Source organism: Chryseotalea sanaruensis, assembly GCF_003990915.1.
Taxonomy (GTDB): domain Bacteria; phylum Bacteroidota; class Bacteroidia; order Cytophagales; family Cyclobacteriaceae; genus Chryseotalea; species Chryseotalea sanaruensis.
Map to the genome: position 1 here is coordinate 571,673 of NZ_BHXQ01000001.1, position 24,440 is coordinate 596,112.

The window sequence follows — 24,440 nt, forward strand, 5'->3', positions numbered from 1 at the left end:
ACTATTCAGAAGGCATGACAACAGCCAGGATTACATAAAGCAATAAGCCGGTTCCAAAAAATAAAAGTGCAATCAAAAATGCAATGCGCACTAGTGTAGGGTCAAGTTGAAAGTAGTCTGCCAAACCACTACATACACCCATGATCATTTTTTTTCCTTTAACTAATTTTTTAGACATAGCTTTATTTTTAATTGATTAATCAATTTACAAATTCCTAAGTGTTTAAGCTTGATTTTTCTGGATGTTTAGCGGTAAACTGCCTATAAAAATTCTGAATGGCAATCAAGTCCTTTTCATAATCACCAGTGGGGTAGAAAAGATCGCCAAAGCCTGCAGTTTTTTTTCCATAGTCGAGGTAGCCCATAACGATAGGTACTTTTGCACCAAGAGCAGTATGGTAAAATCCTGACTTCCATTCCTTCACATAACTGCGCGTACCTTCTACAGGAATCATAAGGATTAACTCTTCATGTTCTTTAAACATGGCAATCATATTATCGACCAGATTATTATGCTTTGAGCGGTCAACTGGTATGCCGCCTGTAGCACGCATGAGTATACCTAACGGAAAATTAAAGAGCGATTTTTTACCAAGAAAGCGAACCTTAACACCATTTGCATAAAGGGTTGCCAGAGAGATGGGGTAATCCCAGTTGCTGGTGTGTGGCGCAGCTACCAAAACGCATTGTTTTACAGATGGATCAAGAACACTGGCTGTCTTCCAGCCAATCATCTTCAAATAAAGTTTACAAAGCCACTTCATCGGTTTGCTGTCTATTGACTTGCAAAATGCAACTTTGCTTTGAATGAATATAGACCAGACTGAAAATAATTTAGTGGTTTAAGGAAGGTTAATCTCGATGGAGCTATGGATTTTCCTATGGTGTAATTCTTATTTATGTTTTGGCCAATTTAAAGAATATAGGAAGTACAATTCTTTGTTTTACGGGCTTGCCGCGTTGTTTGGCTGGCTGCCAATCAGGCGATAGCTTCAAGATTCTTATGGCTTCTTCATCGCATCCGGCACCTATACCTTTTACTATAACAATATCACCTATTTTACCTTCTTTGTCAACTACGAATTCAATGAATACTTTCCCTTCAACATTCATTCTTCTGGCTTGTGCAGGGTACCGTAAATTTTCTGAGGCCATTTTATAGAAAGCCGGCATGCCCCCATTGGGTACCGCACTTTCTTCCACCACAATGAAAATCTGATCTGCCTTTTCAAGTTCATCATCAACAACAGTTGTTGCAGTAAGTACTATTTCTTGCAACTTTGTATCAGCACTGATTTCCACATCAAAGTTAACATCGACTTCTTCCAGAATTTCAACTTCGTCAGGCACCTCGGTAATTTTTGGTAATAGTATAGTTGGTGGTGGTGGTGTAATTGTTGTAGAGGGTATTTCTAGAATTTCCTCGATTGCAACATTGGTGTTGCCCAACTGGGTTAGTTCTTTGCTGTTTTTAGTTTTAATCTGAAAAGCAAAAATAACCAAAAGTAGAGACGTGGTTAAACCTAAACTTAAAAACAATGGTCTGTACTCTAGCAGATCAGCATGTTTATATTTTTTAGGTTCCATATAGGGGTGTATGTCTGTGTGTGTCATATATCGAAAGTATTTTAATATGAACACATCAGCTATGAGATAACTTAGCCCGTCAACTGATATTTGTAAGGTGAGTAATAACTGAGTATTATCATTTTGATGACTGACAATGATCAGTGCTTTTGTGTGACTGTAGTTACACCAAATGTTGTGTTGTGTAGTGAAATTAGTATTAACAAAAGCATAAGACTATGAAAACCAGGCAAATTATTGTTTTAGGAAGCAACTTTGGTGGTGCCACTGCTGCTATGGAACTTAAGCGTAAACTAAAAGAAAAGGCAATCGTTACCGTGATTTCACCAACGACTGATTTTACCTATATCCCTTCAATGATATGGGTGCCATTTGGAAGGCGAAAAATGACTGATATTAAATTTCCAATCAGTCCCATCTTTGCTAAAAAGGGTATTGATTTTATTCAGGATAAAGCGGTAAGCGTTGATCCTAAACTCAACGAAGTTCTGACTGAACAACATGGCAAATTAACCTATGACTATCTTGTGATATCAACAGGTATTCAAATGAACTTCAATATAGTAGAGAACCTACATCCAGAAAAAGGAATGATTGAGAACATTGTGTTGCCTAAGTATGGTGAAAGAGCTTTAGAACGTTTTGAGGAGTTGGTTAAAGATCCCGGCCCTGTGGTTGTAGGTGCCACACAAGGTGCTAGTTGTATGGGTGCAGCCTATGAATATCTGTTTAACATGGATAAAGAATTGAGAAGAAGGGGAGTTCGGAATAAAGTTAGCCTTACTTGGTTTACGCCCGAACCTTATCTGGGGCACTTTGGTATTGGCGGCATCACTGGCGGTCAAACCATGTTGGAGGCTTTCATGAAAATGTATAACATCAATTGGATTACTGATGCGTCTGTTGACAAAATCGAAAAGGATAAGATTTATCTTAAAAATGGTCAGGTACTTCCCTACAAAATGGCCATGATGATGCCGCCTTTTATTGGTGCTGAAGCCATGAAACAGTCTCCGGAATTGGTGGATGAAAAAGGTTTTGTCGTTTGCAATGAAGGTTATCAGCATATAACTTATAAAAATGTTTATGCGGTTGGTTTGGCTGTCGAAGTAAAAGCACCTTTTAAATGTGTAGTGCCTTTCGGTGTACCAAAAACAGGCTTCCCAACGGAAGTATCAGCCAAGATTGCGGCTAAAAATATTATTGCAGCAATTGAAGGCAAATCAGAATTTAAGAAACGGGATTGGGGAAAAATACCTGCTGTGTGTGTTATGGATGCCGGACACAAAGAAGTTATTATATTCGGAGATCGTCTGTTTCGGCCAAGAAACTTTGCAGTAATGATACCCAACATTTTTAACGACTGGGGTAAAATGCTTATTGAAAAGTACTTCTTGTTCAAATTCAAGCATGGCTTATCAATGCTTCCGTAAAATTATCTGATGTTGCCTGGTAGGTGCTTAAGTAATATTCTCTGTACTTTAGCAACATGACAACGTTGCAGTATGTGTTGGAATTGCTTGGCACCTTCTTCTTTGCTATTTCGGGTGCTTTGGCTGTACGCGATCAGCATGATGATTTATTCGGTGCGGGTTTTATGGGTTTTGTCACTGCTATAGGTGGTGGTACCCTAAGAGACATCATGCTGGGAAGTTATCCATTGGTATGGATTGGTGATATTAATTTTCTCTACGCCATTCTGCTTGGTGTGATCACAGCTTATTTCTTTTTCAAATACCTGATACAACTTAAGCGAACCTTTGTTTTATTCGATACCATTGGTATATCCTTTTTTACCATTATCGGGGTAGAAAAAGCACTTAGTCTTGGTGTTCAGCCTGAGATTGCCGCTATTATGGGTATGTTTAGTGCAGTTATGGGAGGTGTTATCCGCGATGTGCTAACCAATGAAACACCGGTGCTTTTTAAAAAGGAAATCTACGCAACGGCCTGCCTGCTGGGGGCAGTAGTCTATTTAATTTTGGTTAAGCTTAACCTTGACAGGGATATCAACCTGATTATTTCGAGTGCAGTAATCTTTGTTTTTCGAATAGTGTCTATTAAGTACAAACTAACCTTGCCTAATTTTAAACGCTAAGTCCTTCAGTTAGTTATATTTGCATATTAAGAGATGCCTAAGACGACTAACCTATATTGACCCTTAATTTTTGATTCATGAAAAAGTTGGTATTTATTGTTGAAGATAATCTAGTGCAACAAAAAATGTTGCAAGTTCATTTTGAAGAAATTCTGGGTGATTATGCCGTACAGACCTTTGAGCATCCGCAGGATATGCTGCCTAAACTCAAAGAAAAACCTTTTGCTGTGGTGCTTGATCATTTTTTTGGTGATAAGGAAGGTAAAACCGGGTTGGATTACCTCAAGCAATTAAGACTAAGTTATAAGAGTATTCCTGTAATTTATTACACTTCGCTTGATGATGAATCTATAAAAGCAGAAGTAATGCAACTAGGTGCAGAACAATACATTATTAAAAATTCAGCTTCTTTAGTTAGACTGAAGACAGCATTGGATTCACTTCATAAAAAGGATGCTGACAAAGGTTTCTTTAAAAAGTTATTCTCTTAAAGTTTAAGCCAAGGGTAGTGTGAAGTAGAACACTGAGCCTTTGTTAAGTTCGCTGCTAACTCCAATTTGTCCTCCATTCTTTTCTATAAAATCTTTACATAGAATCAAACCCAGTCCGGTTCCCTTTTCATTAGCTGTACCTTTGGTACTATGTTTACTGTCAATGCGAAATAGCTTGTCCATTACTTCTGGACTCATACCCACACCAGTATCGCGAACGCTGACTTTTACAAATCGATTTTCTTTTTCCATGTTCAAACTAATGGTGCCGCCCTCAGGAGTGAACTTTATTGCATTGGAAAGTAGATTTCGAACGACAGTGGTAACGGAATGCCTATGTGCCTTTAAGGGCATAGGCTGATGAACGAGTTGTTCTATATTAATATTTTTAGCGTTAGCCTGTGCCTCCAGCAATGATTTGTTTTCATTCAGAATCTCAGTCAAGTCAATTGCTTCCGGTTTAAACTCAATATTACCGGTTTGAGAACGCGACCACTCTAATAGATTCTCAAGAAGGGCAAAGAGGTTTTTTACAGATTTATCAAGGTCAGTGGCCAGCATCTGTATGTCTTCTTTGCTGAGTTTATCTGTATGGTTAATTAATAAGCCTGAGAAAGAGGTTAAGGAATTGAGCGGTCCTTTTAAATCGTGACTGATAATGGAAAAAAACTTATCCTTTGTCGCATTTAAGTCCTGCAACTGCAGGTTTTGTTGTTGTATTCTTTCATTAGATGCAGCCAGTAGTCTGTTAGCCCTGCGTTTAGAAATGTAAAGTATAAAAATTAGTGAGGCAATAATGGCAACCAATGCCATACCGATCATGAGAAGTCTCCTGAATTCTTTTTGAGTTTGTAGTTCCTTCTCTCGTTGAAGCCTTTCTATTTCAAGCTTTTCAACTTTAGATTCCTGTATGGCTATTTCTCGTGCTGCTTCTTTTGATAATATACTGGATTGATCATTTTCCTGCTGCAACATTTCATTATAGCTTGTAAATTGTTCCAGATAATACAATGCCCGTTGAAAATCGTTTAGGTTTTTGTAGCATAGATATAGGTATTCATAACTTCTTCTTGTTTCACCAGTGGCATTAATTTCCTTAGCTTCTGCCAGTGCCAACTCAAGATTAGGGATGGCCTGCTGTATATTTTGCTTATCAAAATATAGAATAGCTACATCGTTGTATGTCTGCGCAATGCCTGGTTTATCTTTTAGACTTTGTCGTATTTCAAGCGCAGCATTATAGTTGGCAAGGGCCCGTTCATAGTTTTTATTATTTTTATAGAGTTTGGCTATATCATTAAGCGCAATAGCTTCTCGCTTTTTTTCCTTCACTGAGCGGTATTCATTCAAGGCCATTTTATAATACTTCAGTGCTTTTTCAAAGTCACCATCAATAGAGATAGCATTGGCTATATTGTAATAAGCTTCTCCTTTTAAACTTGGTTTATTAATATCAGCTAGCAGTTCTAAAACTACTTCGTATTGCTCTATTGCCAAAGCAGTATTATTATTGGCCAAGTATTGTTTACCCAATTGCGTGTAGTAGTAAACACGAAGGTTGAGATCATCCGTCTTCTCCTGAAAAGCAATTCCTCTATTTAAAGTCTGAAGACTTTTGATGGGTTCCTTAACCTGATGGTATAACTGGGCTATGGCCAGATAAGTAATAGTTCTTTCGTAGTTAAGAGAAAGAGAGTCCTCTATATCGAGCGCCTTAGTGAAAAAATCGTATGCCTGCGCATAGTTGTGTGTGCGAGTTAAGGCTAATAAGCCTTGTTCTTTATATTCACTTGCCTGGCTTGCTAAATCCTGTATTTCTATTGCAGTCTGTAAGCGTTTGCTACTTTCTTCAATCAGCAGGGCCGGATCCTTTTTACTGTAGTCCAAAAAGCCCAAATACCAGGTCAGGTCTTGCTTTTCTTGTGCGAGTACTCCAGTAAGGGTGATCAATAGTAAAACAAAAACAGAAAAGAATCGAAACAGCATGATTTAGATGTATATTCAAAGGTGGAAAAAATCGGAGAGATTCCTTCTATCTATTTGGATCAAAATCTTACATAAATTTATTTGTAATTGTAAACAAAGACTTTAACTAACCAAGGAATTCCCCAATCGTATTTCACTTAAATACTATCGCTTATGTTTCTTTTTTTTAAATCCTTTTTACTTTTTATAGTAGCCTTGCAATCATCATTTCAGGAGAGTGTTCCACTCAAGCCTGCTGAAGAATACATGTGTAAACTGAGCTTGACATTTAAGACCAGGAGTAGTGAACCCAATAAGGTTGCCAATTTTAATGAAACGTTTGCAGAAAGGGAAAAACGAACCTCAACCACACCCTTGCCTTACTTAAAAATTAATTTGAATCTTATAAAACTTCAACCAGAAGAATTTCGCCTACATGTATTGACAAAAGATAGAATATTTAAAAATAAAAAAATAACTGAGGGTGAGGTGGTTGAACTTGACCTTGGCTATACCGATGATATTAAAGATGGTATTTCACCGAGGGAATATACAATAATATTGTTAAGTAAGGATAAAAAAAGGATTTCCAGAATTGATATCAGATTTGAAGAGTCTGGGGATTTTTTTGTGAATGAAGAGAAAAGAGGAAGAATCTGAATCGCTACTCCGTTCATACTGAATAAGTGCTTGTTTGTCAAAGCCATAATACCTATTTCCTTATTTCTACGTTTATTCGCAAAACTGATTTTGCATGAGATTTATTTTACTCGCTTTAATACCCTTTTTTGTCAATGCCCAAAGCAAACCGCAGCCAAATGCAGCCGAGATTAAACTGGGACTAAAAAAGCTTAATTTCTTAGGTTCAGTCTTGTATGTGGCAGCACATCCTGACGATGAAAACACCAGAGCCATTACATATTTCGCCAATGAGAGATTAGCAGCTACCGCTTACTTATCAATGACGAGAGGCGATGGGGGTCAGAACTTAATTGGCCCGGAAATCAGGGATGAGTTAGGCCTGATTCGAACACAGGAATTATTAGCGGCCAGACGTTTAGACGGTGGACAACAGTTTTTTACCAGGGCAAATGACTTCGGTTTTTCTAAATCGGCTGATGAAACCTTTGCTATTTGGGGTAAAGATCAGATCCTGGAAGATGTAGTACGCATTTACAGACAATTTCAACCCGATGTAATTATTACACGTTTCCCACCTGATGAGCGAGCAGGTCATGGACACCATACAGCCTCAGCAGTGTTAGCTCAAGAAGCTTTTGATGCAGCGGCATCGAAAGATCGCTTTACTAAACAATTGTCGGAATATTCGACTTGGCAGGTAAAACGTTTGTATACCAACACAGGTCGCTGGTGGAACCAAAGCATTAATGAGAATACCCCCGGAGTGCTAACACTGAATGTAGGTGGTTATAGCGCTCTATTAGGCACTTCCTATTCCGAGTTAGCTGCTATCAGCAGAAGTCAGCATAAGAGCCAGGGCTTTGGCTCAAGAGGTACAAGAGGTGACCAACTTGAGTTTCTTGAATTCGTAAAAGGAGAGGAAGCGAAGAAGGATGTATTTGAAAACGTTAATACAAGCTGGACGAGAGTAAAAGGTGGGGAGAAAGTTCAGACATTAGTAAATAAAGTAATAGTTGAATACAATGAGGAAAAGCCAGAAGCTTCTGTGCCTGTATTAATTCAAATCAAACAACAAATTATTGCTCTTGAGAAAAGCGTGTGGCGTGATAGAAAGTTGGAAGAGGTAAATCAATTGCTGCAAGCTTGCTTAGGGCTTTACCTGGAAGCCACCGCAGATCATTTTTGGGCAACTCCCGGTAATATAGTTTCTGTCAGTATTGAATTGTTAAACAGATCAACATTACCAGTTTCTATTAAGAAATTAAGTGCGACAGCATTAAAGTACGATAGCACGTTAAATACTAATCTGCTTTCTGGAAAAACACTTAATGTTAAAGTTAAACATGATGTCGAAAGCACTGTCCCTTATTCATCGCCTTATTGGTTGCAGGAAGAACACTCCATTGGAACCTTCACCATTCCTGATGAAAAATTAGTAGGCAAACCAGAAAGTGATCCAGCTATTCAATTCACAGCCGATGTAGAAATTGAAGGACAAGTGGTTTCCTTAGTGATACCATTGATTTATAAAAATGTTGATCCTGTAAAAGGCGAATTAAACAGGGCGGTGGAAGTTGTGCCTCCTGTTTTTGTAAACCTGGCAGAGTCAGTTATCATCTTTGCTACCGATGCACCGCGCCAGGTACAGGTTGTCGTTAAATCATCGGGCAAAGAGAAAGTTCAGGGCAATGTAAACCTGCGCTTGCCCAACGGTTGGCGTTCAGAACCTGCAAGTGTTGCATTCGAACTAAGTAAACTAGGAGAGGAGCAAACAAAAAGCTTCACGGTGTACCCTGCTATTGAAGAAGGTAAGTTTACGCTTGAAGCTTATGCCGTGATTAATAATAAGCTGTATGATAAAGAATTGAAAATCATTGCATACGATCATATACCCACGCAAACCATTCTGCAAAAATCGGATGCAGCTTTGATAAGAATCAATCTGAAAAAAGAGGGAAATACGATTGGTTATATAAAGGGTGCCGGTGATGATGTACCCTCAGCCTTGCGTAACATGGGTTACGAAGTATGGGAAATGAAAGATGAAGAAATTACTGAAGAGAATTTAAAGCGTCTGGATGCCGTGGTATTAGGTATTCGTGCCATAAATACTAACAACAGATTACAATTTGCCATGCCAGCCTTACTTGATTATGTAAAAAATGGTGGTACACTCGTAATGCAATACAATACTAATTTTGGTTACGAAACAGATGTATTCTCTCCTTATCCAATTACTTTATCACGCGACAGGGTAACAGAAGAGGATGCCTTAGTAACTATTTTAAAACCGGAACATCCATTATTGAATTACCCGAACAAAATCAGTTCCACAGATTTTAATGATTGGGTACAGGAACGTGGCTTATATTTTCCCAATAAATGGGATGCACAGTTTGATGCATTGCTTTCAATGAATGATAAAGGAGAGCAACCAAAAGAGGGCAGTTTACTAGTGGCTAATTATGGAGAAGGTAAATACATTTACACTGGTTTGTCTTTCTTCAGGGAATTACCAGAAGGTGTGCCAGGTGCTTATAAGCTTTTCGCTAACCTTGTATCAGGTGGAAAGGTTAAGGAAGCGGAACCAACATTAAACGTAAAAGGAAAAAAGAAATCAGGTAATGGAAGAAATTGAGAAACCACCCTTATTTAAAAAATGGAGTAGTTGGTATTACCTTGTTTTGGTGTTTATGCTGATACAAGTTACTTTCTATTTCTTCTTAACTCGATATTTCGCATGAATTATATAGACTGGATTGTACTATTTGGTACACTTATATCCATTGTATCGTATGGCGTTTATAAAACAAGAGGCAGCCAAACCATACAAGGTTATTTAAAAGGTGATAACTCTATGAAGTGGTGGATGATCGGTGTATCCATTATGGCAACACAAGCAAGTGCCATTACTTTTCTATCAACACCTGGTCAAGCCATTGAAGATGGCATGCGTTTTATTCAATTCTATTTTGGTTTGCCTTTGGCGATGGTGATTATTTCAGTAACCATGGTGCCAATCTATTATCGGTTAAAAGTTTATACCGCTTACGAATATTTAGAATCTCGTTTTGATTTAAAAACGAGAACCTTAGCGGCAATACTTTTTCTAATACTACGCGGTTTATCGGCCGGTATAACCTTGTACGCACCTGCCATTGTGCTCTCTACTATTCTAGGTTGGAATATTTTTGCGACTACCTCACTGATTGGTTTGTTTGTGATCGTTTATACGGTATCAGGCGGCACTAAAGCTGTGAGTATTACACAACGCCAGCAAATGACCATCATTATGAGTGGCATGTTTCTGGCGGGCTTTGTGGCGTATTCTATGCTGCCTGAATCTTTGTCTTTTGGCGAAACGTTAAGCCTGGCAGGGGAGTTGGGTAAGTTTAATATTGTGAATGTATTGCCATCAGACATCGAGCAAAATCTACCAGAAGGTGTTGCTACGGTGGGTGAACTAAGTTTATTTCAAAAAGTAAACCTGATTTTGAGTGATCGGTATAACATCTGGACAGGTTTAATCGCTAGTACTTTTTTATTCTTATCGTATTTCGGAACAGACCAGTCACAAGTATCACGCTATTTAGGAGGTAAGTCAATTAGAGAAAGCCGCATGGGTTTAATCTTTAACGGCTTGCTTAAAATACCTATGCAGTTTTTAATACTCTTCATTGGGGTGTTGGTATATGTTTTCTTCTTGTTCAACCAGCCTCCCGTTTTTCATAACACATCACTTTACCAGAGAGCAATGCAGACTTCCAGTCAAACGGAGCTTGTAGCACTGGAGCAGGAGTACAAAAATGTATTAGATCAAAAGGAAGTATCTACCAAAAGACTGGTAAAGGCCATTGAGAATGAGGATGAGCTAGTAAAGAAAAGCGCGAGGGCAGAAGTGCTGGCGTATCAACAACAAGAAAAGGAAATCAGGGATAAAGTAAAGGCTAGCATTGCCAAGGCTGTACCCGGCTCGAAAACGCAAGACAGAGATTATATCTTCCTGAATTTTGTGTTGACCTACTTACCTCACGGTATTATTGGTTTGTTATTAGCCGTTATGTTTTCAGCAGCTATGTCATCAATGGCCTCTGAGTTAAATGCACTGGCATCTACCACAACAGTAGATATCTACAAGCGATCGTTTAATGCAGATGCAACTGATAAACATTATGTAAAAGCATCGCGTAGTTTTACACTGATGTGGGCCTTGTTAGCGATGGTATTTGCCATGTTGGCCGGCTTTGCTGAAAACCTGATTCAATTCGTAAACATTGTGGGTTCGCTTTTCTATGGAACTATTTTAGGTATTTTCTTATGCGCCTTCTATGTAAAACGTGTACATGGCACAGCAGTATTCTGGGCTGCATTATTGGCTGAAGCTGTTGTATTGTATTGTTATCTGTTTACAGATCTGGCTTTTCTATTGTACAACATCATCGGTTGCATGTTGGTGGTGGTAGTGAGTTTGATTGTACAAGGATTTATTAAAAAAGAAATAACGACTTAGGGGAGTAGTTGTTTTTAGCTACTAGTTACGAGCTGCGAGCTATTAGACATGCGGGTTATGTGATTGAATACTAAGTTCTACTAGATTTGAAAGAAGAACTATCCGTCAGACCGCTGAAAGCGAAAGTAAACAGCGGTCAGACGGATTTTAGAAAAAGACACAGATTGACAGAAAAGAAAAAGGCTGTTCCGGATTATTTCCGGAACAGCCTTTTCAATTAGAACTCAGATCAATTACTTGATTGTCTTCAAGAAATCTTCATTCATTTTTACGTAACCGAAGTCGTTACCATTTTCTTTTGCTAAACGGATAGACTCATTGGCAGTCTCGCGAGCACCTTTGTTGTCACCCATTTTAGCTTGGATTTTTGCCTTTTGGTGAACATACCAGAAAGCTTTCGGATTTGCTTTAATGGCTTCGTTAATCCATGTTAGCGCCTGATTTAAATCCTTGCCATTTTCAGCGTAGTATATCGCTGCATTAGCATAATTACCTGGAGATACTTTTGTAGCCGTCTCGATAGACTTCATAACTTTAGTATCATAATCTACAGCGATACCGAATTTTACTGAGGTATTTTCCCAGGCAATTTCAATTTTAGCTGTTTTGCTGTCATCAGAAAGGTCAGTGATGTTCATGGTGAACATGTCAACTTTCTCAGTCAACTTAGCAGGTTTCACTTTAAACTTAGCTACTTCGTTTTCAGCTTTGTAGCCATCAGTATTGCCACCAATGCTTAGATCTTTGTATAAAGAAACAGTCCATTCGTTAGCACCAGGCCATGTGAATAATAAGTACTCACCTTTAGCAACTTTAGTACCTTCTACAGTTACATCATCAGAGAAAGTGATTTTAGTACCATTGTTGGCACCTGTTCTCCAGATTTTACCATCAGGAACTAATACATCAGCACTTTCACCAAAAATTTTGCGGCCTTTCGTGCGAGGACGCGCATAATCGATCTTTACATCTGTAAGACCCACCACTGTAGATACAGAGGCTGAAGGGCTAGGCTGGGGCGTTTGCACTTGTGCTTCCGCTGTAAGAATCGCAACAAATAGTATTGCGAAGAGTAATTTTTTCATGGTAGTATTGATTTAATTTAGTGTTTGTAAGCGCGCCAAAAATAGGCATTTTTTACATAGCGGAGTGCCCATGTTATGAAGTTGAATCAATCCTTTTACGAACGGTCTAATGTAGTGCTTATAGCAAAGCAATTACTTGGAAAACAGTTAGTTAGTAAGGTAAATGGCCTAATTACCGCAGGGATTATTGTAGAAACAGAAGCTTACTCGTGGAAAGAAAAAGGATGTCATGCCTACAATAACAAGAGAACACAACGGACTGAGGTGATGTTTGCTGGTGGTGGCGTGGCTTATGTGTATCTGTGTTATGGCATGTACAATCTATTTAATGTTGTTACCAATAAACAAAACAAAGCAGAAGCAGTACTGATAAGGGCACTGCAACCCCTTGAAGGCGTTGAACATATGCGGAGCCGCAGGGGAAATGTAAAGGATAATCAACTTAGCTCTGGTCCTGGTAAACTAACGCAGGCAATGGGAATTTCCCGAAAATACAATGGAATCCGACTGGATGATGAGCATCTTTGGATTGAGGAAGGTTTTAAGGTAAAGCCAGCTCAGATTGTAGCCAGTGCACGTATTGGCATAGACTATGCAGGAGAAGATGCAAATCTGCCCTGGAGATTCTATCTTCGCGACAATATATGGATATCAAAAAAGTAAAGTTTCTTTTATACGCTTGTCTGTTGTTATCGGCAAGCGTTCATGCACAATTATTAACAACCGCGAAGGTTGCTGCATTTAATTCAACTTTCGATGAACAAAACCCTGTATTGAGTGCTGATGGTAATTATTTATTTGTAACCAGGAGTAATCATCCTCAGAATATAGGCGGACTCAAAGATCCGGGTGATATATGGATTGCGCATTTCAACGGTGCTGAATGGTCTGCCCCGGTGCATGCAGGTAGTGAATTGAATGACAAAGGTTATAACACCGTACTAGGCACTTCTCCTGATTTAGCTGAGCTTTATATAGGCAATCATTTCACAAACACAGGTGAAGCAGCCACCACACAAGGTATAGCCATTGCAAAATTTGAAAATGGTAAATGGATTAAACCTAAAAATATTAGTATTCCTTATTTTCATTCTAAGTCAAAAAATATTCAAGGGCAACTTTCTTATGACGCCCAATATTTTGTGTATGCAGCAGAAACTTATGGAACCTATGGAGTTGAAGATATTTATGTAGTGAGCAAAACTTTAAATGGTTGGTCAGAACCGAAAAACCTTGGTAAAGTAATCAACACCAGTTTTCAGGAATTGTCGCCATCACTGAACCGTAGTAACGACACACTATATTTTTCTAGTAATGGAAGAAAGGGTAAAGGAAGTTTCGATGTGTATGCTTCAGCGCGTCTTGATGATACATGGCAAAACTGGTCTGAACCTGTAAATATAAAAGCGATTAATACCGATGGAAGAGATCTGTTTTATAAAAATATAGGAAGGGGTAACGCTTTATACACCAGTACTTTTGATAGTGATGGTTATGGTGATGTTCGCTTCTATGACGCAGGTGTTCCTATTATTGTGGATACGATTAGTCAAGTTGCTACACCAACCGTTCTTACAAAATCAGATGAAACAATTGTGTCAGGTGCCATAACCAATGCAAAAACAGGACAAAACATCAATGCAAGTCTGTCATTTGTTTCTAATGCTAATACTGCAAAGACTGAGGCAAGCCTGAGTGGATATCAGCTTCCACTGGCAAATAACAGTACTTACAGAATAATTGTAGAGGCAAAAGGATATATCTCTTACTTTCAGAATGTTGTTTTAAATGAGGATCAACCTGAGCTTGAACTTGACTTTGCTTTGCAGCCTATAGAAGTAGGCACAACAGTTAATTTGAAAGGTGTACTGTTTAAGCAGAGCTCAACAGATCTTTTACCAGAATCTAAAGATGAACTGAATGTGGTGGCATCTTTTATGAACGCTAATCCTAAAGTTAAAATTGAATTATCGGGACACACAGATAACAGAGGTGTTCAAAAAGACAATGAGAAGCTATCGCAGGCAAGGGTACAGAAAGTGAAAGAGTATTTAGTGGCCAATGGTGTTTCGGCTAAACGAATTTCAGGGAAAGGCTATGGAGGTGCTAAACCTATAGCTGCCAACGACACAGAAGAAAGCCGAAAGCTTAATAGAAGGGTAGAGTTTACCATTATTAAAAACTAGGTAACATGTCTTCAGGAGTAAAGCTTATGCTTAAAATCTTTGCAGGACTATTCTTAATTGCCATTATACTTATCGTCATATCCATTGCTCCAATTGACAGGACACCTATTGAAAAACAGGATTTTTATAAACAGTCCTTTGCTGCTGTAGACGCTGCACCAATCAAACATTTTACAGGTAATGATAGTCTTCAAATTGGTTGGGCTACTGTTAACATTACGCCAGACCATAATTTGCCTATGGCTGGTTATCGGCCTCGCGATCATTTTGAAGACATACACGATTCTTTATTCGCTCGTGTTATGGTCATTGATAATGGGGCAACAACTGTGGCCTTGATAACAGTTGATCTCTTACTTTTTCCGCCACAGCTAAAAGCAGCACTAAATGAAGTACTGAAAGATAAAATTGACTTCATGTACCTAAGTGCTACGCATACACACAACAGTGTTGGCGCATTTGATAATACAGTAGGAGGTGAGTTGATCTCAGGTACTTATGACCAAACATGGGTTAACACCTTAAGCAACAAAATTAAGGAGGCAGTAAAACTTGCCAGTAGCACTAAGCTAAGGGCCAACATGGCTTATGGTGAAAGTTATGCCCAGGATTTAGTGGCGAATAGATTAAGGCGAAGTGGACAGAAAGATGGTACGGTGCGTAGTATATTGATTGAGAGAGCTGATGGGACGAAGGGAGTATTCTTTACGTTTAGTGCACATGCCACCAGCATAGATAAAAAATCTATGACCTTATCAGCAGATTATCCGGGAAGAGTGATTGAAAATTTAAGAATACATGAAATTGATTTTGGTATGTACATGGCAGGCATGGTGGGTAGTCACCGTGTTGAATATAAAATGATTAGTATGAAGGGGTTTCCTTTAATGGATACTTTCAGCAATGAGCTGACCAGACGACTATTGAATACTCACTATGCTGTGTCCGATTGTAAAGAGAGTATTCGTTTTGCCGAGGTGCCTATTTCTTTTGGCGAATCGCAAATGCGTATTTTAGAGAATTGGCGAGTGAGACCCTGGTTATTTAATGCTTTGCTGAGTCCGCTGGAAGGAAGCTTAACCTATTTAAAAATTGGTGACATAACGCTGGTAGGTACCCCTTGCGATTTTTCAGGGGAGCTTTATTTGAATCACTTGAAAAGTTATGATCATCCTTTGATGATCACGAGCTTCAATGGCTCTTATGTTGGTTACATCACTGAAGATGCTGCTTACGATGAAATTAATAGAACTGAAGTGAGAAATATGAATTGGGTTGGCCCATATCATGGAAAATTTATGGCTGAACTTATTGAAAGGCTGATCAGTAAAGAGTAAGATTTCAAAATAGTACTAAGGATGAGAGCTGGTTCGTAAGTACACGAACAAGGGCTGGGAATATCTTCGGTCAACGGCTCCTCCGAATTTATAAACGGCTCTTCCGAATTTGTAATTCGGAAGCAGTATCTCAGGATTTTTAATCCAATTAGTATTAGCCTTTGATTGGTGAGAACACCGACCACTTTCATTTCAAATTTCGCTCACTCTTGTTGGTGAGCCAGAGATAAAGCCTATGCACAACACTAAAAAAGGCAGGGGAAGTCTTATGTTCGTCTTTTATATCCTGCCGTTTAGAAACTCACTCTTAAATACTTTTTATTTTCGTAAGACCTGAATTCACTCTGGTCTTTGCGTCTTGCTAAGACCATTATATTTTTGAGGTTTTGTTTTATCTTAATTTGTGTGTTTCTAGTCGGTCGTAGGGAGACCCTACGACCAGAGGGGGATCGTTTTTTGAAATGCATTCACTAGTGCCTTTTTAAAAAATCAAAAGTCCGGCAAGGCAAACCATAACTTAGTTTCAAAATTTAATAACTAAAACTTTCCAGTTTTTAGTACCCGATCTGCTAATGTATAAGCTTCTGCTAATGTTTTAACAACGGTGTGTGGGCAAGGCGGAGGATTAAATAAGAATACACCTTTTAACATCATTGACATAACCATTGAACTATTAACCATAATTAAGCCTGTCTTCATTTTTTTTACTATTTCACTTCGTTTCTTCAAAAAGTTATTTAGCTCTATACGATATTCTGAAGACATATACTTTCCTTCTGACAACACATGGATATCAACGAAAGGTTTTCCTCCGTTTAACCACGAGTCCATATACTCAAGATACTCGCCAAACAGTTCATTGGTAAGCTGAATATCGGTTAATGTAGTTACAACAATGGGGAATTTTGAATCGTCTACTTCGTAATATTTTTTCATACAGGAATCTCTTAATTAGTAGCTAAAACGTATTAAAGATAGTTTGTTGAATGCAAATTGGACAATTCGATCGCCATTGTGCCACCCATTTCGGCCATGTCCGTCCGTTCACTATTCATCGTCATGTCACCATAGGGTATGCCGGGTGGGAGTAACTCTACAAGAGTGGGTGTGCTTGTTATCTTTGAAAATGGATATTGAGCACAAGCTGCTAGATGCAGAAGACAAATCGAGGTAGATAAAATCAAGAAGCTTTTTTTGTTGATCATATTTTTTTACGATAAATGCTGTGCAAATTGACGGAACGAAATCAGAATAAACCTTTTAAGATGTCCAAATTTCATCTTGATGCGTTCACCCTCTGGTCTTAGCGTCTCGCTAAGGCCGCTAAATTTTTACGGTTTTTGTTTTATTTTAAATTGTATGTTTCTAGTCGGTCGTAGGGAGACCCTACGACCAGAGGGTGTTAAAAGGTTTAAAGGTGACTCCAAATTGAATAGAGTATAAAAATGATATGAACAAAAGAAAATAAAATTCTTAATGGTAGACTCGTTAATGGTTTTATGTTTAGAATAATTAAAGACCCCAATGTCATGAGTATTAGAAAAATATTCAAAGAATTTACAGAATTAAAGAGATACCAACCGTCAAGAAAAAAATCTACTCTTTCTGACTGCGATGAGTATTTATTAAAAGCATAAGCCCATAAAATGAAAGCGTAAAAGTTTAAAATAACAACAACTGTACTGAAAATGGTTTTGAATGTTTTCATAACTGTGCTGGTTAAATGATAAGTAATTACAAGGAGAGAGAGGTTAAAATATTTTTATTAGTCCCCAGACAATAAGTGCAATACCACCATACTTAAAGAAATTACCAAATTTTTTATACATAGCTTCTTCTTTTTCTTTTGTAAACGGCCTGTACACTCTAAACCCAATCAATGTCATTGTTGATCCGAGAACTAAGTTAAAGTATCCGTAAAAGCTATCAATTGATTCCATTGCTTGTTATTGTTTTTGGTTCGACTCGCTTTTGTTGGTGTTGCGCGTTGATAAGTAGGGAAGGCTCACCAACAAATTTAACATGCTTGTTGGTGAGCCAGCGCTAATGCTTACACGAAACACCAACAAGGGCAAGGACGGACTCGTCAATAAATTTAGCATGCTTGTTGGTGAGGCAGCGCTATTCCCTACACACAACACCAACAAGGGCAGAGCTTAAGTTCCGATCGAGTGCCACACGCTGATATACAAAAAATGCAACTGATGATAATTCTTTTCATAAATGGCTACCAACTACTGGCGATATTCATTGTCTATACTTCCTATTACCTACTGCACACTCCTTCACTCATAGTAAATATACTAAATACTGCTTTTTTAAAAGCAAAGAGAATCTACTAAAAATCAGAAATAACCAAACGCAATAGACAACATGAGCTGTAAAAGCTAGCTGAGTGGGAGAGAAGGGGCGGAGAAAATAAAAGATTAATAAATCACCATACTCGCATCCACCTCTTGTGCCCAGGCGGTGATGCCACCTTTTAAGCTGTAGAGGTTTGTGTAGCCGTGATTCTTTTCGAGGTATTTAACTAACTGGCTGCTGCGATTACCGCCTTTGCAGTGGATGATGACCTGTTTGTCTTTTTGGATGCGGTGCAGGTTAGGGATCACTTCATCTAAGGGAATAGACTCAGCGTTGATATTGCAGATGCCGTATTCAAGTGTTTCGCGGACATCAATCAACTGAAAATCAGCTTTTTTGTCCATTAACTGCTTAAGTTCAAGTACGGTTATTTCCTTCATAGCCCAAAATTAATGACTCTTGAGCAAGAAAAAAAGCGACAGCTTTCGCCATCGCCTTTTCCACCTGAACCTAAAACTGTTTACTTCAATTCAAAGAAATCGTTTAATGTAGCTGCTGAATTGCCACCGACCATTACCTGAAAGCGCCCAGGCTCAGTAACAGTCTGTAAGGCTTCATTGACAAAGCTTAACTGATCTTTGCCAATCGTAAAAGTGATAACCTTTTCTTCATCCGCTTTGATCAATACTTTTTGAAATCCTTTTAACTCCTTCACAGGTCGCGTAGTACTTGCCACCAGGTCGCGGATATAAAGTTGAATCACCTCTTCACCATCTCGGGCACTTGTATTTTTTACGGTTACACTAATACTTACGGTTTCATTATCCAGCAAAGATTTTTTGCTTAAGGATAAGTTGCTGTATTCGAATGTTGAATAGCTTAAGCCAAAACCAAATGGGTACAAAGGTGTATTCGGTACATCTCTGTAACGCGAACGGTATACGCGTTCTGTTAAAGGTTCTTCATGCTTGCCCAGATAAGGTCTGCCTGTGTTTTTATGGTTGTAATACAATGGCAATTGTCCTACAGCCCTAGGGAATGTAATGGGTAGTTTACCTGCAGGGTTGTAGTCACCAAAAACTACATCGGCCACAGCCAGGCCTGCCTGTGAACCTAATGTCCATGTTTCTACAATGCCCTCAATATTTTTATCCATCCATTCAAGTGCTAAAGGGCGACCGTTCAGTAACAATACAACGATAGGTTTATTGGTTTTATGAATAGCTTCAAGTAATTGTTGTTGCACACCGGGTAAAGTTATATCAGCCCTTGAAGCGCCTTCACCATTCATGACTGCACTTTCGCCTAACACCATTACCACAACATCTGATTCCTTTGCGATGCGTATGGCATCTGCAAATTTGCTTTGGTCATTGTCGTATAGATTGCAGCCTTCAGCAAATGAAATTTTAGTTGATGATGATACTTTCCCTTTGATGCCCTCTAAGATAGATACAGGATGTTGTGCTTCACCGAAGAATGACCAGGAGCCATTCATGTCTTCTTTGTTATTGGCCAATGGGCCGATAACTGCCAGGCGTTTAACGTCTTTAGCTAATGGCAATATGTTGTTTTCATTTTTGAGGAGCACAATTGACTTTTTAGCTACTTCATGTGCTGCCGCCAGATTGGATACAGACCTGATTTCATTTTGCTCACGTACGGTATCGGAATAGAGATAAGGATTATCAAACAGTCCCAGTTTAAATTTTAGTTCGAGTACACGTCTTACCGCCTGATTTAAAACCTTTTGATCAAGCTGACCATTCGCAATCAGTACAGGTATCTTTTTCAAATAGATATCAGCCATCATGTCCATGTCTGTTCCTGCTTCCATCGCTTTTTTAGCGGCTTCAAGACTATCCGCCACAAAACCATGATCAAGCATTTCACCAATGGACTGCCAGTCTGAAACAACCATGCCACTAAAGCCCCATTGCTTGCGCAATACCTCTTCTAACAAGTAGGTATGTGCCGTGGCTGGTATACCGTTCAGTTCGTTAAAGGAAGTCATGATGGTGGCACTACCAGCCTCTACTGCTGCCCTGTAGGGCGGGAGATAGGTCTCGTGCAAAGTTTGCAACGACATGTCTACTGTATTGTAATCGCGGCCACCCATAGGTGCGCCATAGGCGGCAAAATGTTTTACACAGGCTGCCAGTGTATTGGCATTACTTAAGTTGGCACCCTGAAAGCCACGTACACGCGCTGCTGCGATTAATGATCCTAAGTAAGGGTCTTCACCTGCACCTTCAGACACACGCCCCCAACGGGCATCGCGTGCAATGTCTACCATAGGAGCGAAGTTAAAGTTAATGCCCGCAGCAGTTGCTTCAATGGCAGCCACACGAGCTGCCAATTCAATGGCTTCAGTATCCCAACTCGCAGCTTCGGCAAGGGGTAGGGGAAATACTGTTTTGAAACCGTGTATCACATCGGCTCCAAATAGCAAAGGAATACCTAAGCGTGATTCTTCAACAGCAATTTTCTGTAACCGGGCAGTGTACGTTGCTCCATGTACGTTGAATAGTCCTGTGATTTTTCCTTCTTTGATTAATTCATTGAAGCGTGTAGACTCGGCAGTGCGAACTGTCGGCCCTGTATTAAATAAATCGCCAACCGGAAAATTGAGTTGACCAACCTTCTCTTCAATGGTCATTACGTTAATGAGAGAATCAACTTTCTTGTTTACGGATGAGCTTGATTTCTCTTCGGTGTTACAAGCGAGAAAAAAAAACACAAGTATAAGTGCTGAGGAATAACGAGTAATCATTTTTAGTATTTCAATTATTGGTAAACGCGTACGTAATCAATTTCCATTTTCTGTGGCCAGATGGATTCATCTATTCCCATCTTGCCTCCCCAGTTTCCACCAACGGCTATATTCATGATTAAGTGAAATCGTTTGTCAAATGGCCATTCTTTGAATGTATCGTTTTCACTTCTTGCCGCTGTGTAATAGAGCTGATCATCAACAAAAAAATCTATTTTGTCTTTAGTCCAGTTTATAGCATAGACATGAAATTCTTCTGCTGCATCATGAACAAGTACCTTACCGGATTTTTCTGTGTGTTTGATGTGGTTGTAGGAGGCCGTGTGAATAGTACCGAACACAGAGTCTTGATTGTAACCGACATGTTCCATGATGTCTATCTCTCCACTGGCAGGCCAGCCTCCGTATTCCCAATCAGTGGACAACATCCAAATGGCAGGCCATGTACCACGACCATACGGAAGTTTGGCGCTGACCTCAATTCTTCCATACAACCAATCGCCTTTATGTTTTGAAACGATTCTAGAGGAACTAAAGGCTTTGCCATCAATAGAATCGAGATGCGCCTCTATGATGAGATGACCATCTTCAACCCTTACATTTTTAGATAAGCGTGTATAGGCTTGTTGTTCATTATTGCCCCAGCCATTATTGGCACCTAAGTCATAATTCCATTTAACAGAATCCGGTATGCCGGTGTAATTAAACTCATCGCTCCACACTAACTTTGGTTTGCAAGAGGCAAAAGCAAGTATTGTGAGGAAAGTCATCAAGACTATTCTCATGTGTATTTTTTTTAATATGTCTTAAATCAATTATTGAAACACGCGCACGTAATCCACGATTAATCGTTGCGGAAATTGTGTAGAAGCATTAGGATTACCAGGCCAATTACCACCTACTGCAATATTAAAAATCAGAAAGAATGGAGCATCAAATTCACTCAGTTCAGCAGGGGTGATATCAATTTCATGGTGCATAACATTATTCACATACCAGGTAATCTTGTTGGCGTTCCATACAATAGAATACACATGGAATTCACCAGCAAGTGTTCCAGTAGAAATGGTGTATCCATCATCTCCACAAGTACAAGCATGTGATCCATTATTATCCCAATGTAGCGTTCCGTACACTGTGTTATCCTTTCCAGCACCACCTACCATTTCCATAATATCGATTTCCCCACATTTAGGCCAGCCTACAGTAGGGAAGTTATTTCCTAACATCCAGAATGCAGGCCATATGCCTTGTCCTTTCGGAAGCGCAGCACGAATGTCAACGCGACCATATTGGAACGATTTCTTATCCTTAGTGATTAACCTTGACGAAGTATATTCCGCACCGCTGAAATTTTCCTTTTTAGCTGTAATGACTAAATGACCATCAACAATAGAAGTGTTTTCCTGACGATAGAATTGTAATTCATTATTGCCCCAACCATTACTTCCTCTTCCTGTTTCGTATGTCCAATCGCTGGTATTAAGTGTTGTACCATCGAAATTGTCCTCCCACACGAGTGTGAGTCCATCGTAACTTGTTGGGGAAGTGTAACCTGTGCTTGGAATTACAAGTTCGCCACTACCCAAAGTAATGTTAACTTCTTTTTCCTCTTCAATAAATTGAGAAGCAGTTGCATTTGCTTGCACCTTTATTGTAAAGGTTCCTTCGGTGGAATAAACATAGGATGCTTTACCATCGGTTGATTTAATTGGTGTCTCGGTTGTCTCCTCACCAAAGTAGATCGTATAGAAATTAGCATTCGTAGCACTGGCTTCAATCGATACATTTCCAGAGCCAGTGGTACTGGTCAGCGTTACAACCAGATCAGAAGGTAAGAGCAGTTTGCCGTTTTCTTTCTCATCATCACATGCAAATAGTAGTATAGAGGAAAGAAAGAACAGCAAAGAATATACAATATTCATCATCTTTTAGTTAAGGATAATAATTGTCGTTCATACTTATGAACGACAATTATCAATAAATTTTTCAGTGGTGATTTTAATTAATCTAACAACTCGAGGTCATCTATAAAAAAGATACCACCGGTATGAATTGCTTCACCACCAATTTGAATCACAATTTGATCAAAATCAGTGCGATCACTGAAGGCGCTGAAGTCAAATTCCAATTCAAGCCACTTATCGGTTTCCAGACCAGCAAATTTAACTTCGGCCTGGGTAGTATATGCGTTTCCGGCTAATTCACGATTTTGAAGTTTTAACGCCACTTGTTTTTGCAAAGTGCTATACGATTGCCATGGTTCTCCGCCTTCCGTTGTATAATCATTGTAACTTGGAATAAACACTTTCAATTTGAACTTATTACGTGTTGTAATATCCATTTTATAATCAAGGCGTATTTGCACATTGGCAAACTGAGAAGCAGCACCGTTTGCTTTTATGTACATGGCCACCTTAGACGAAGTATTTAATCCAACGGGCGCAGGGTTGTCGTAGTTGGTAGTCAACGAACCACCGCCATCATTCACAAAGGCAATAGTAGACGCTACTTGAAAATTATCTTCGATGTCCTCGATTTTGTATTCTAATGGTTCTGGAGGTGTTACAGGTCTGGTAAATCCTTTTCTGATTAAACGCTGATACCAGGTACAGCATGGATCACCACCATTAGGGTCAACCGCCTTGATATGCATCTCATCATTCGACAATGAAATTATTGTATAGGCTGTTGCTCCATGATAATAGCCAATAAATTCAGGATTCGATACCGTAAGACCGTATGTTCCATCCTCATTATCAGTTAGCGTCCATGTGCTTGTTTGTGGAGTCCAAGGAGCAAAGAAATCACCACCGCCTGGTTCTTGAACAGAACCGGGCAGGGTTGCACCGTATCCGCCATTGGCGTAGAAGAAATTATTTACAACATGGCTATAGTTGAAACCATCTAGTTTAAACGTCATTTCATCATCATAGAAATTTCTATTTTCCTTTTCGAAGGGTGCGGCAGAATACCATTCAGGGAAGGTTCCGCCATTTGGACCAACCCCAAGATGTCCTGGTGTTTCTTTGTCAATGATCCAGGTTTTACCATCAACCGCATCTACACCACCTGTTAGCATATTGTAAGAAGGTATATCCAGCATCAAGGGGTTTGTTTCAGCGATATTAACTACCTGCGAACTGTTGGCAATACCGCCAGCTGTAAGTAGTGTTAATTTTACATTGTAATCACCCTCAACAGGATAAGGAACTGTTACTTGATTTGCAGTAGATATCACACCGTTTCCAAAATCCCAGATTGGTTTAAAACCGATAGCCGAGGTATTGGTAAAACGCACAAGGTTAGGATTTGAAGCATCATATTCGAAAGTAAAGGTAACATCAGTACTGCTTGGAGCAGGACCCAGTTGCGGATCGTCTTCTTTACAAGCTGTGATGACTGTTTGCAGGCAAACAAACCACAGTAAGGTGTATAGTATCTTTTTCATATTTATTACAG

At 39.2% G+C, this 24,440-nt stretch carries 22 protein-coding genes; 10 read left to right on the plus strand and 12 right to left on the minus strand.

The genetic code is table 11. The annotated features are described in order from the left end of the window. Window position 1: 1 nt before the first annotated feature. The 3 genes from SanaruYs_RS02355 to SanaruYs_RS02365 all read right to left on the minus strand — a co-directional run bounded on the left by SanaruYs_RS02355 (window position 2) and on the right by SanaruYs_RS02365 (window position 1,614). Window positions 2-178, minus strand: coding sequence for a PspC domain-containing protein (locus tag SanaruYs_RS02355; RefSeq protein WP_127120897.1), 177 nt, complete (start codon window positions 176-178; stop codon window positions 2-4). Window positions 179-215: 37 nt separating this feature from the next. Next, window positions 216-764: a lysophospholipid acyltransferase family protein gene (locus SanaruYs_RS02360; RefSeq protein ID WP_127120898.1), complete on the minus strand. Its 549-nt coding sequence runs from the start codon at window positions 762-764 to the stop codon at window positions 216-218. A 133-nt stretch (window positions 765-897) separates the two neighbouring features. After that, window positions 898-1,614 carry an energy transducer TonB gene (locus SanaruYs_RS02365; protein ID WP_246011815.1) on the minus strand — a complete coding sequence of 239 codons (717 nt, stop codon included), beginning with the start codon at window positions 1,612-1,614 and terminating at the stop codon, window positions 898-900. 191 nt (window positions 1,615-1,805) lie between these two features. On the opposite strand from SanaruYs_RS02365, the gene SanaruYs_RS02370 reads away from it, so the two are divergent. The 3 genes from SanaruYs_RS02370 (at window position 1,806) to SanaruYs_RS02380 (ending at window position 4,176) form a co-directional block, all read left to right on the plus strand. Beyond that, window positions 1,806-3,020 (plus strand): NAD(P)/FAD-dependent oxidoreductase, encoded by a 1,215-nt coding sequence (locus SanaruYs_RS02370; protein WP_127120899.1) that lies wholly within the window; start codon window positions 1,806-1,808, stop codon window positions 3,018-3,020. Between the two features lie 56 nt (window positions 3,021-3,076). Then, window positions 3,077-3,685, plus strand: a complete 609-nt coding sequence (locus SanaruYs_RS02375) for a trimeric intracellular cation channel family protein (protein ID WP_127120900.1) — start codon at window positions 3,077-3,079, stop codon at window positions 3,683-3,685. A gap of 77 nt (window positions 3,686-3,762) precedes the next feature. After that, complete coding sequence (locus SanaruYs_RS02380) at window positions 3,763-4,176, plus strand: response regulator (protein WP_127120901.1); 414 nt, start codon at window positions 3,763-3,765, stop codon at window positions 4,174-4,176. Between the two features lie 3 nt (window positions 4,177-4,179). Here SanaruYs_RS02380 and SanaruYs_RS02385 read toward each other — a convergent pair whose 3' ends face one another. Continuing rightward, window positions 4,180-6,162: a tetratricopeptide repeat-containing sensor histidine kinase gene (locus tag SanaruYs_RS02385; RefSeq protein ID WP_127120902.1), complete on the minus strand. Its 1,983-nt coding sequence runs from the start codon at window positions 6,160-6,162 to the stop codon at window positions 4,180-4,182. 153 nt (window positions 6,163-6,315) lie between these two features. On the opposite strand from SanaruYs_RS02385, the gene SanaruYs_RS02390 reads away from it, so the two are divergent. From SanaruYs_RS02390 to SanaruYs_RS02400, 3 genes are all read left to right on the plus strand, one after another. After that, window positions 6,316-6,801 carry a hypothetical protein gene (locus SanaruYs_RS02390; protein WP_127120903.1) on the plus strand — a complete coding sequence of 162 codons (486 nt, stop codon included), beginning with the start codon at window positions 6,316-6,318 and terminating at the stop codon, window positions 6,799-6,801. A 94-nt stretch (window positions 6,802-6,895) separates the two neighbouring features. Continuing rightward, window positions 6,896-9,421, plus strand: a complete 2,526-nt coding sequence (locus tag SanaruYs_RS02395) for a PIG-L family deacetylase (RefSeq protein WP_246011816.1) — start codon at window positions 6,896-6,898, stop codon at window positions 9,419-9,421. 102 nt (window positions 9,422-9,523) lie between these two features. Then, the gene (locus tag SanaruYs_RS02400; RefSeq protein WP_127120904.1) at window positions 9,524-11,293 is read left to right on the plus strand and encodes a sodium:solute symporter family protein; all 1,770 of its coding nucleotides are present in this window, start codon (window positions 9,524-9,526) and stop codon (window positions 11,291-11,293) included. A 233-nt stretch (window positions 11,294-11,526) separates the two neighbouring features. Here SanaruYs_RS02400 and SanaruYs_RS02405 read toward each other — a convergent pair whose 3' ends face one another. Beyond that, a complete protein-coding gene (locus SanaruYs_RS02405; RefSeq protein WP_127120905.1) occupies window positions 11,527-12,378 on the minus strand; it encodes a DUF2911 domain-containing protein in 852 nt (283 codons plus the stop codon). Between the two features lie 75 nt (window positions 12,379-12,453). On the opposite strand from SanaruYs_RS02405, the gene SanaruYs_RS02410 reads away from it, so the two are divergent. From SanaruYs_RS02410 to SanaruYs_RS02420, 3 genes are read left to right on the plus strand one after another with little or no spacing between them, the layout of a single operon-like run. Next, window positions 12,454-13,041: a DNA-3-methyladenine glycosylase gene (locus SanaruYs_RS02410; RefSeq protein ID WP_127120906.1), complete on the plus strand. Its 588-nt coding sequence runs from the start codon at window positions 12,454-12,456 to the stop codon at window positions 13,039-13,041. Beyond that, a complete protein-coding gene (locus tag SanaruYs_RS02415) occupies window positions 13,023-14,564 on the plus strand; it encodes an OmpA family protein (protein ID WP_127120907.1) in 1,542 nt (513 codons plus the stop codon). The genes SanaruYs_RS02410 and SanaruYs_RS02415 overlap by 19 nt, the downstream gene beginning before the upstream one ends. Before the next feature lie 5 nt (window positions 14,565-14,569). Beyond that, entirely contained in the window at window positions 14,570-15,901 is a 1,332-nt protein-coding gene (locus tag SanaruYs_RS02420; protein WP_127120908.1) for a neutral/alkaline non-lysosomal ceramidase N-terminal domain-containing protein, read from the plus strand. 537 nt (window positions 15,902-16,438) lie between these two features. Here the strand turns inward: SanaruYs_RS02420 and SanaruYs_RS02425 are convergent. Further along, window positions 16,439-16,837 carry a hypothetical protein gene (locus SanaruYs_RS02425; protein ID WP_127120909.1) on the minus strand — a complete coding sequence of 133 codons (399 nt, stop codon included), beginning with the start codon at window positions 16,835-16,837 and terminating at the stop codon, window positions 16,439-16,441. An 815-nt stretch (window positions 16,838-17,652) separates the two neighbouring features. Beyond that, a complete protein-coding gene (locus tag SanaruYs_RS20385; RefSeq protein ID WP_262708657.1) occupies window positions 17,653-17,787 on the minus strand; it encodes a hypothetical protein in 135 nt (44 codons plus the stop codon). Between the two features lie 136 nt (window positions 17,788-17,923). Between SanaruYs_RS20385 and SanaruYs_RS20050 the strand changes: the two genes are divergently transcribed. Continuing rightward, window positions 17,924-18,061 carry a hypothetical protein gene (locus SanaruYs_RS20050; protein WP_160118564.1) on the plus strand — a complete coding sequence of 46 codons (138 nt, stop codon included), beginning with the start codon at window positions 17,924-17,926 and terminating at the stop codon, window positions 18,059-18,061. Between the two features lie 266 nt (window positions 18,062-18,327). On the opposite strand, the gene SanaruYs_RS02435 is transcribed toward SanaruYs_RS20050, so the two are convergent. From SanaruYs_RS02435 to SanaruYs_RS02455, 5 genes are all read right to left on the minus strand, one after another. Then, a complete protein-coding gene (locus tag SanaruYs_RS02435; RefSeq protein WP_127120911.1) occupies window positions 18,328-18,645 on the minus strand; it encodes a rhodanese-like domain-containing protein in 318 nt (105 codons plus the stop codon). 80 nt (window positions 18,646-18,725) lie between these two features. Next, entirely contained in the window at window positions 18,726-20,978 is a 2,253-nt protein-coding gene (gene bglX / locus SanaruYs_RS02440; RefSeq protein WP_127120912.1) for a beta-glucosidase BglX, read from the minus strand. A 14-nt stretch (window positions 20,979-20,992) separates the two neighbouring features. Beyond that, window positions 20,993-21,763 carry a glycoside hydrolase family 16 protein gene (locus SanaruYs_RS02445; protein WP_127120913.1) on the minus strand — a complete coding sequence of 257 codons (771 nt, stop codon included), beginning with the start codon at window positions 21,761-21,763 and terminating at the stop codon, window positions 20,993-20,995. A 30-nt stretch (window positions 21,764-21,793) separates the two neighbouring features. After that, window positions 21,794-22,906: a glycoside hydrolase family 16 protein gene (locus SanaruYs_RS02450; RefSeq protein ID WP_127120914.1), complete on the minus strand. Its 1,113-nt coding sequence runs from the start codon at window positions 22,904-22,906 to the stop codon at window positions 21,794-21,796. 77 nt (window positions 22,907-22,983) lie between these two features. After that, a complete protein-coding gene (locus tag SanaruYs_RS02455; protein WP_127120915.1) occupies window positions 22,984-24,429 on the minus strand; it encodes a PKD domain-containing protein in 1,446 nt (481 codons plus the stop codon). Window positions 24,430-24,440: the final 11 nt, after the last annotated feature.

What these genes read in the sequence shown, in the direction of transcription:
- SanaruYs_RS02355 (WP_127120897.1), bottom strand. Translation starts at nt 178, where the DNA reads ATGTCTAAAAAATTAGTTAAAGGAAAAAAAATGATCATGGGTGTATGT.
- SanaruYs_RS02360 (WP_127120898.1), bottom strand. Translation starts at nt 764, where the DNA reads ATGAAGTGGCTTTGTAAACTTTATTTGAAGATGATTGGCTGGAAGACA.
- SanaruYs_RS02365 (WP_246011815.1), bottom strand. Translation starts at nt 1,614, where the DNA reads ATGACACACACAGACATACACCCCTATATGGAACCTAAAAAATATAAA.
- SanaruYs_RS02370 (WP_127120899.1), top strand. Translation starts at nt 1,806, where the DNA reads ATGAAAACCAGGCAAATTATTGTTTTAGGAAGCAACTTTGGTGGTGCC.
- SanaruYs_RS02375 (WP_127120900.1), top strand. Translation starts at nt 3,077, where the DNA reads ATGACAACGTTGCAGTATGTGTTGGAATTGCTTGGCACCTTCTTCTTT.
- SanaruYs_RS02380 (WP_127120901.1), top strand. Translation starts at nt 3,763, where the DNA reads ATGAAAAAGTTGGTATTTATTGTTGAAGATAATCTAGTGCAACAAAAA.
- SanaruYs_RS02385 (WP_127120902.1), bottom strand. Translation starts at nt 6,162, where the DNA reads ATGCTGTTTCGATTCTTTTCTGTTTTTGTTTTACTATTGATCACCCTT.
- SanaruYs_RS02390 (WP_127120903.1), top strand. Translation starts at nt 6,316, where the DNA reads ATGTTTCTTTTTTTTAAATCCTTTTTACTTTTTATAGTAGCCTTGCAA.
- SanaruYs_RS02395 (WP_246011816.1), top strand. Translation starts at nt 6,896, where the DNA reads ATGAGATTTATTTTACTCGCTTTAATACCCTTTTTTGTCAATGCCCAA.
- SanaruYs_RS02400 (WP_127120904.1), top strand. Translation starts at nt 9,524, where the DNA reads ATGAATTATATAGACTGGATTGTACTATTTGGTACACTTATATCCATT.
- SanaruYs_RS02405 (WP_127120905.1), bottom strand. Translation starts at nt 12,378, where the DNA reads ATGAAAAAATTACTCTTCGCAATACTATTTGTTGCGATTCTTACAGCG.
- SanaruYs_RS02410 (WP_127120906.1), top strand. Translation starts at nt 12,454, where the DNA reads ATGAAGTTGAATCAATCCTTTTACGAACGGTCTAATGTAGTGCTTATA.
- SanaruYs_RS02415 (WP_127120907.1), top strand. Translation starts at nt 13,023, where the DNA reads ATGGATATCAAAAAAGTAAAGTTTCTTTTATACGCTTGTCTGTTGTTA.
- SanaruYs_RS02420 (WP_127120908.1), top strand. Translation starts at nt 14,570, where the DNA reads ATGTCTTCAGGAGTAAAGCTTATGCTTAAAATCTTTGCAGGACTATTC.
- SanaruYs_RS02425 (WP_127120909.1), bottom strand. Translation starts at nt 16,837, where the DNA reads ATGAAAAAATATTACGAAGTAGACGATTCAAAATTCCCCATTGTTGTA.
- SanaruYs_RS20385 (WP_262708657.1), bottom strand. Translation starts at nt 17,787, where the DNA reads ATGACATTGATTGGGTTTAGAGTGTACAGGCCGTTTACAAAAGAAAAA.
- SanaruYs_RS20050 (WP_160118564.1), top strand. Translation starts at nt 17,924, where the DNA reads ATGCTTGTTGGTGAGCCAGCGCTAATGCTTACACGAAACACCAACAAG.
- SanaruYs_RS02435 (WP_127120911.1), bottom strand. Translation starts at nt 18,645, where the DNA reads ATGAAGGAAATAACCGTACTTGAACTTAAGCAGTTAATGGACAAAAAA.
- bglX (WP_127120912.1), bottom strand. Translation starts at nt 20,978, where the DNA reads ATGATTACTCGTTATTCCTCAGCACTTATACTTGTGTTTTTTTTTCTC.
- SanaruYs_RS02445 (WP_127120913.1), bottom strand. Translation starts at nt 21,763, where the DNA reads ATGAGAATAGTCTTGATGACTTTCCTCACAATACTTGCTTTTGCCTCT.
- SanaruYs_RS02450 (WP_127120914.1), bottom strand. Translation starts at nt 22,906, where the DNA reads ATGATGAATATTGTATATTCTTTGCTGTTCTTTCTTTCCTCTATACTA.
- SanaruYs_RS02455 (WP_127120915.1), bottom strand. Translation starts at nt 24,429, where the DNA reads ATGAAAAAGATACTATACACCTTACTGTGGTTTGTTTGCCTGCAAACA.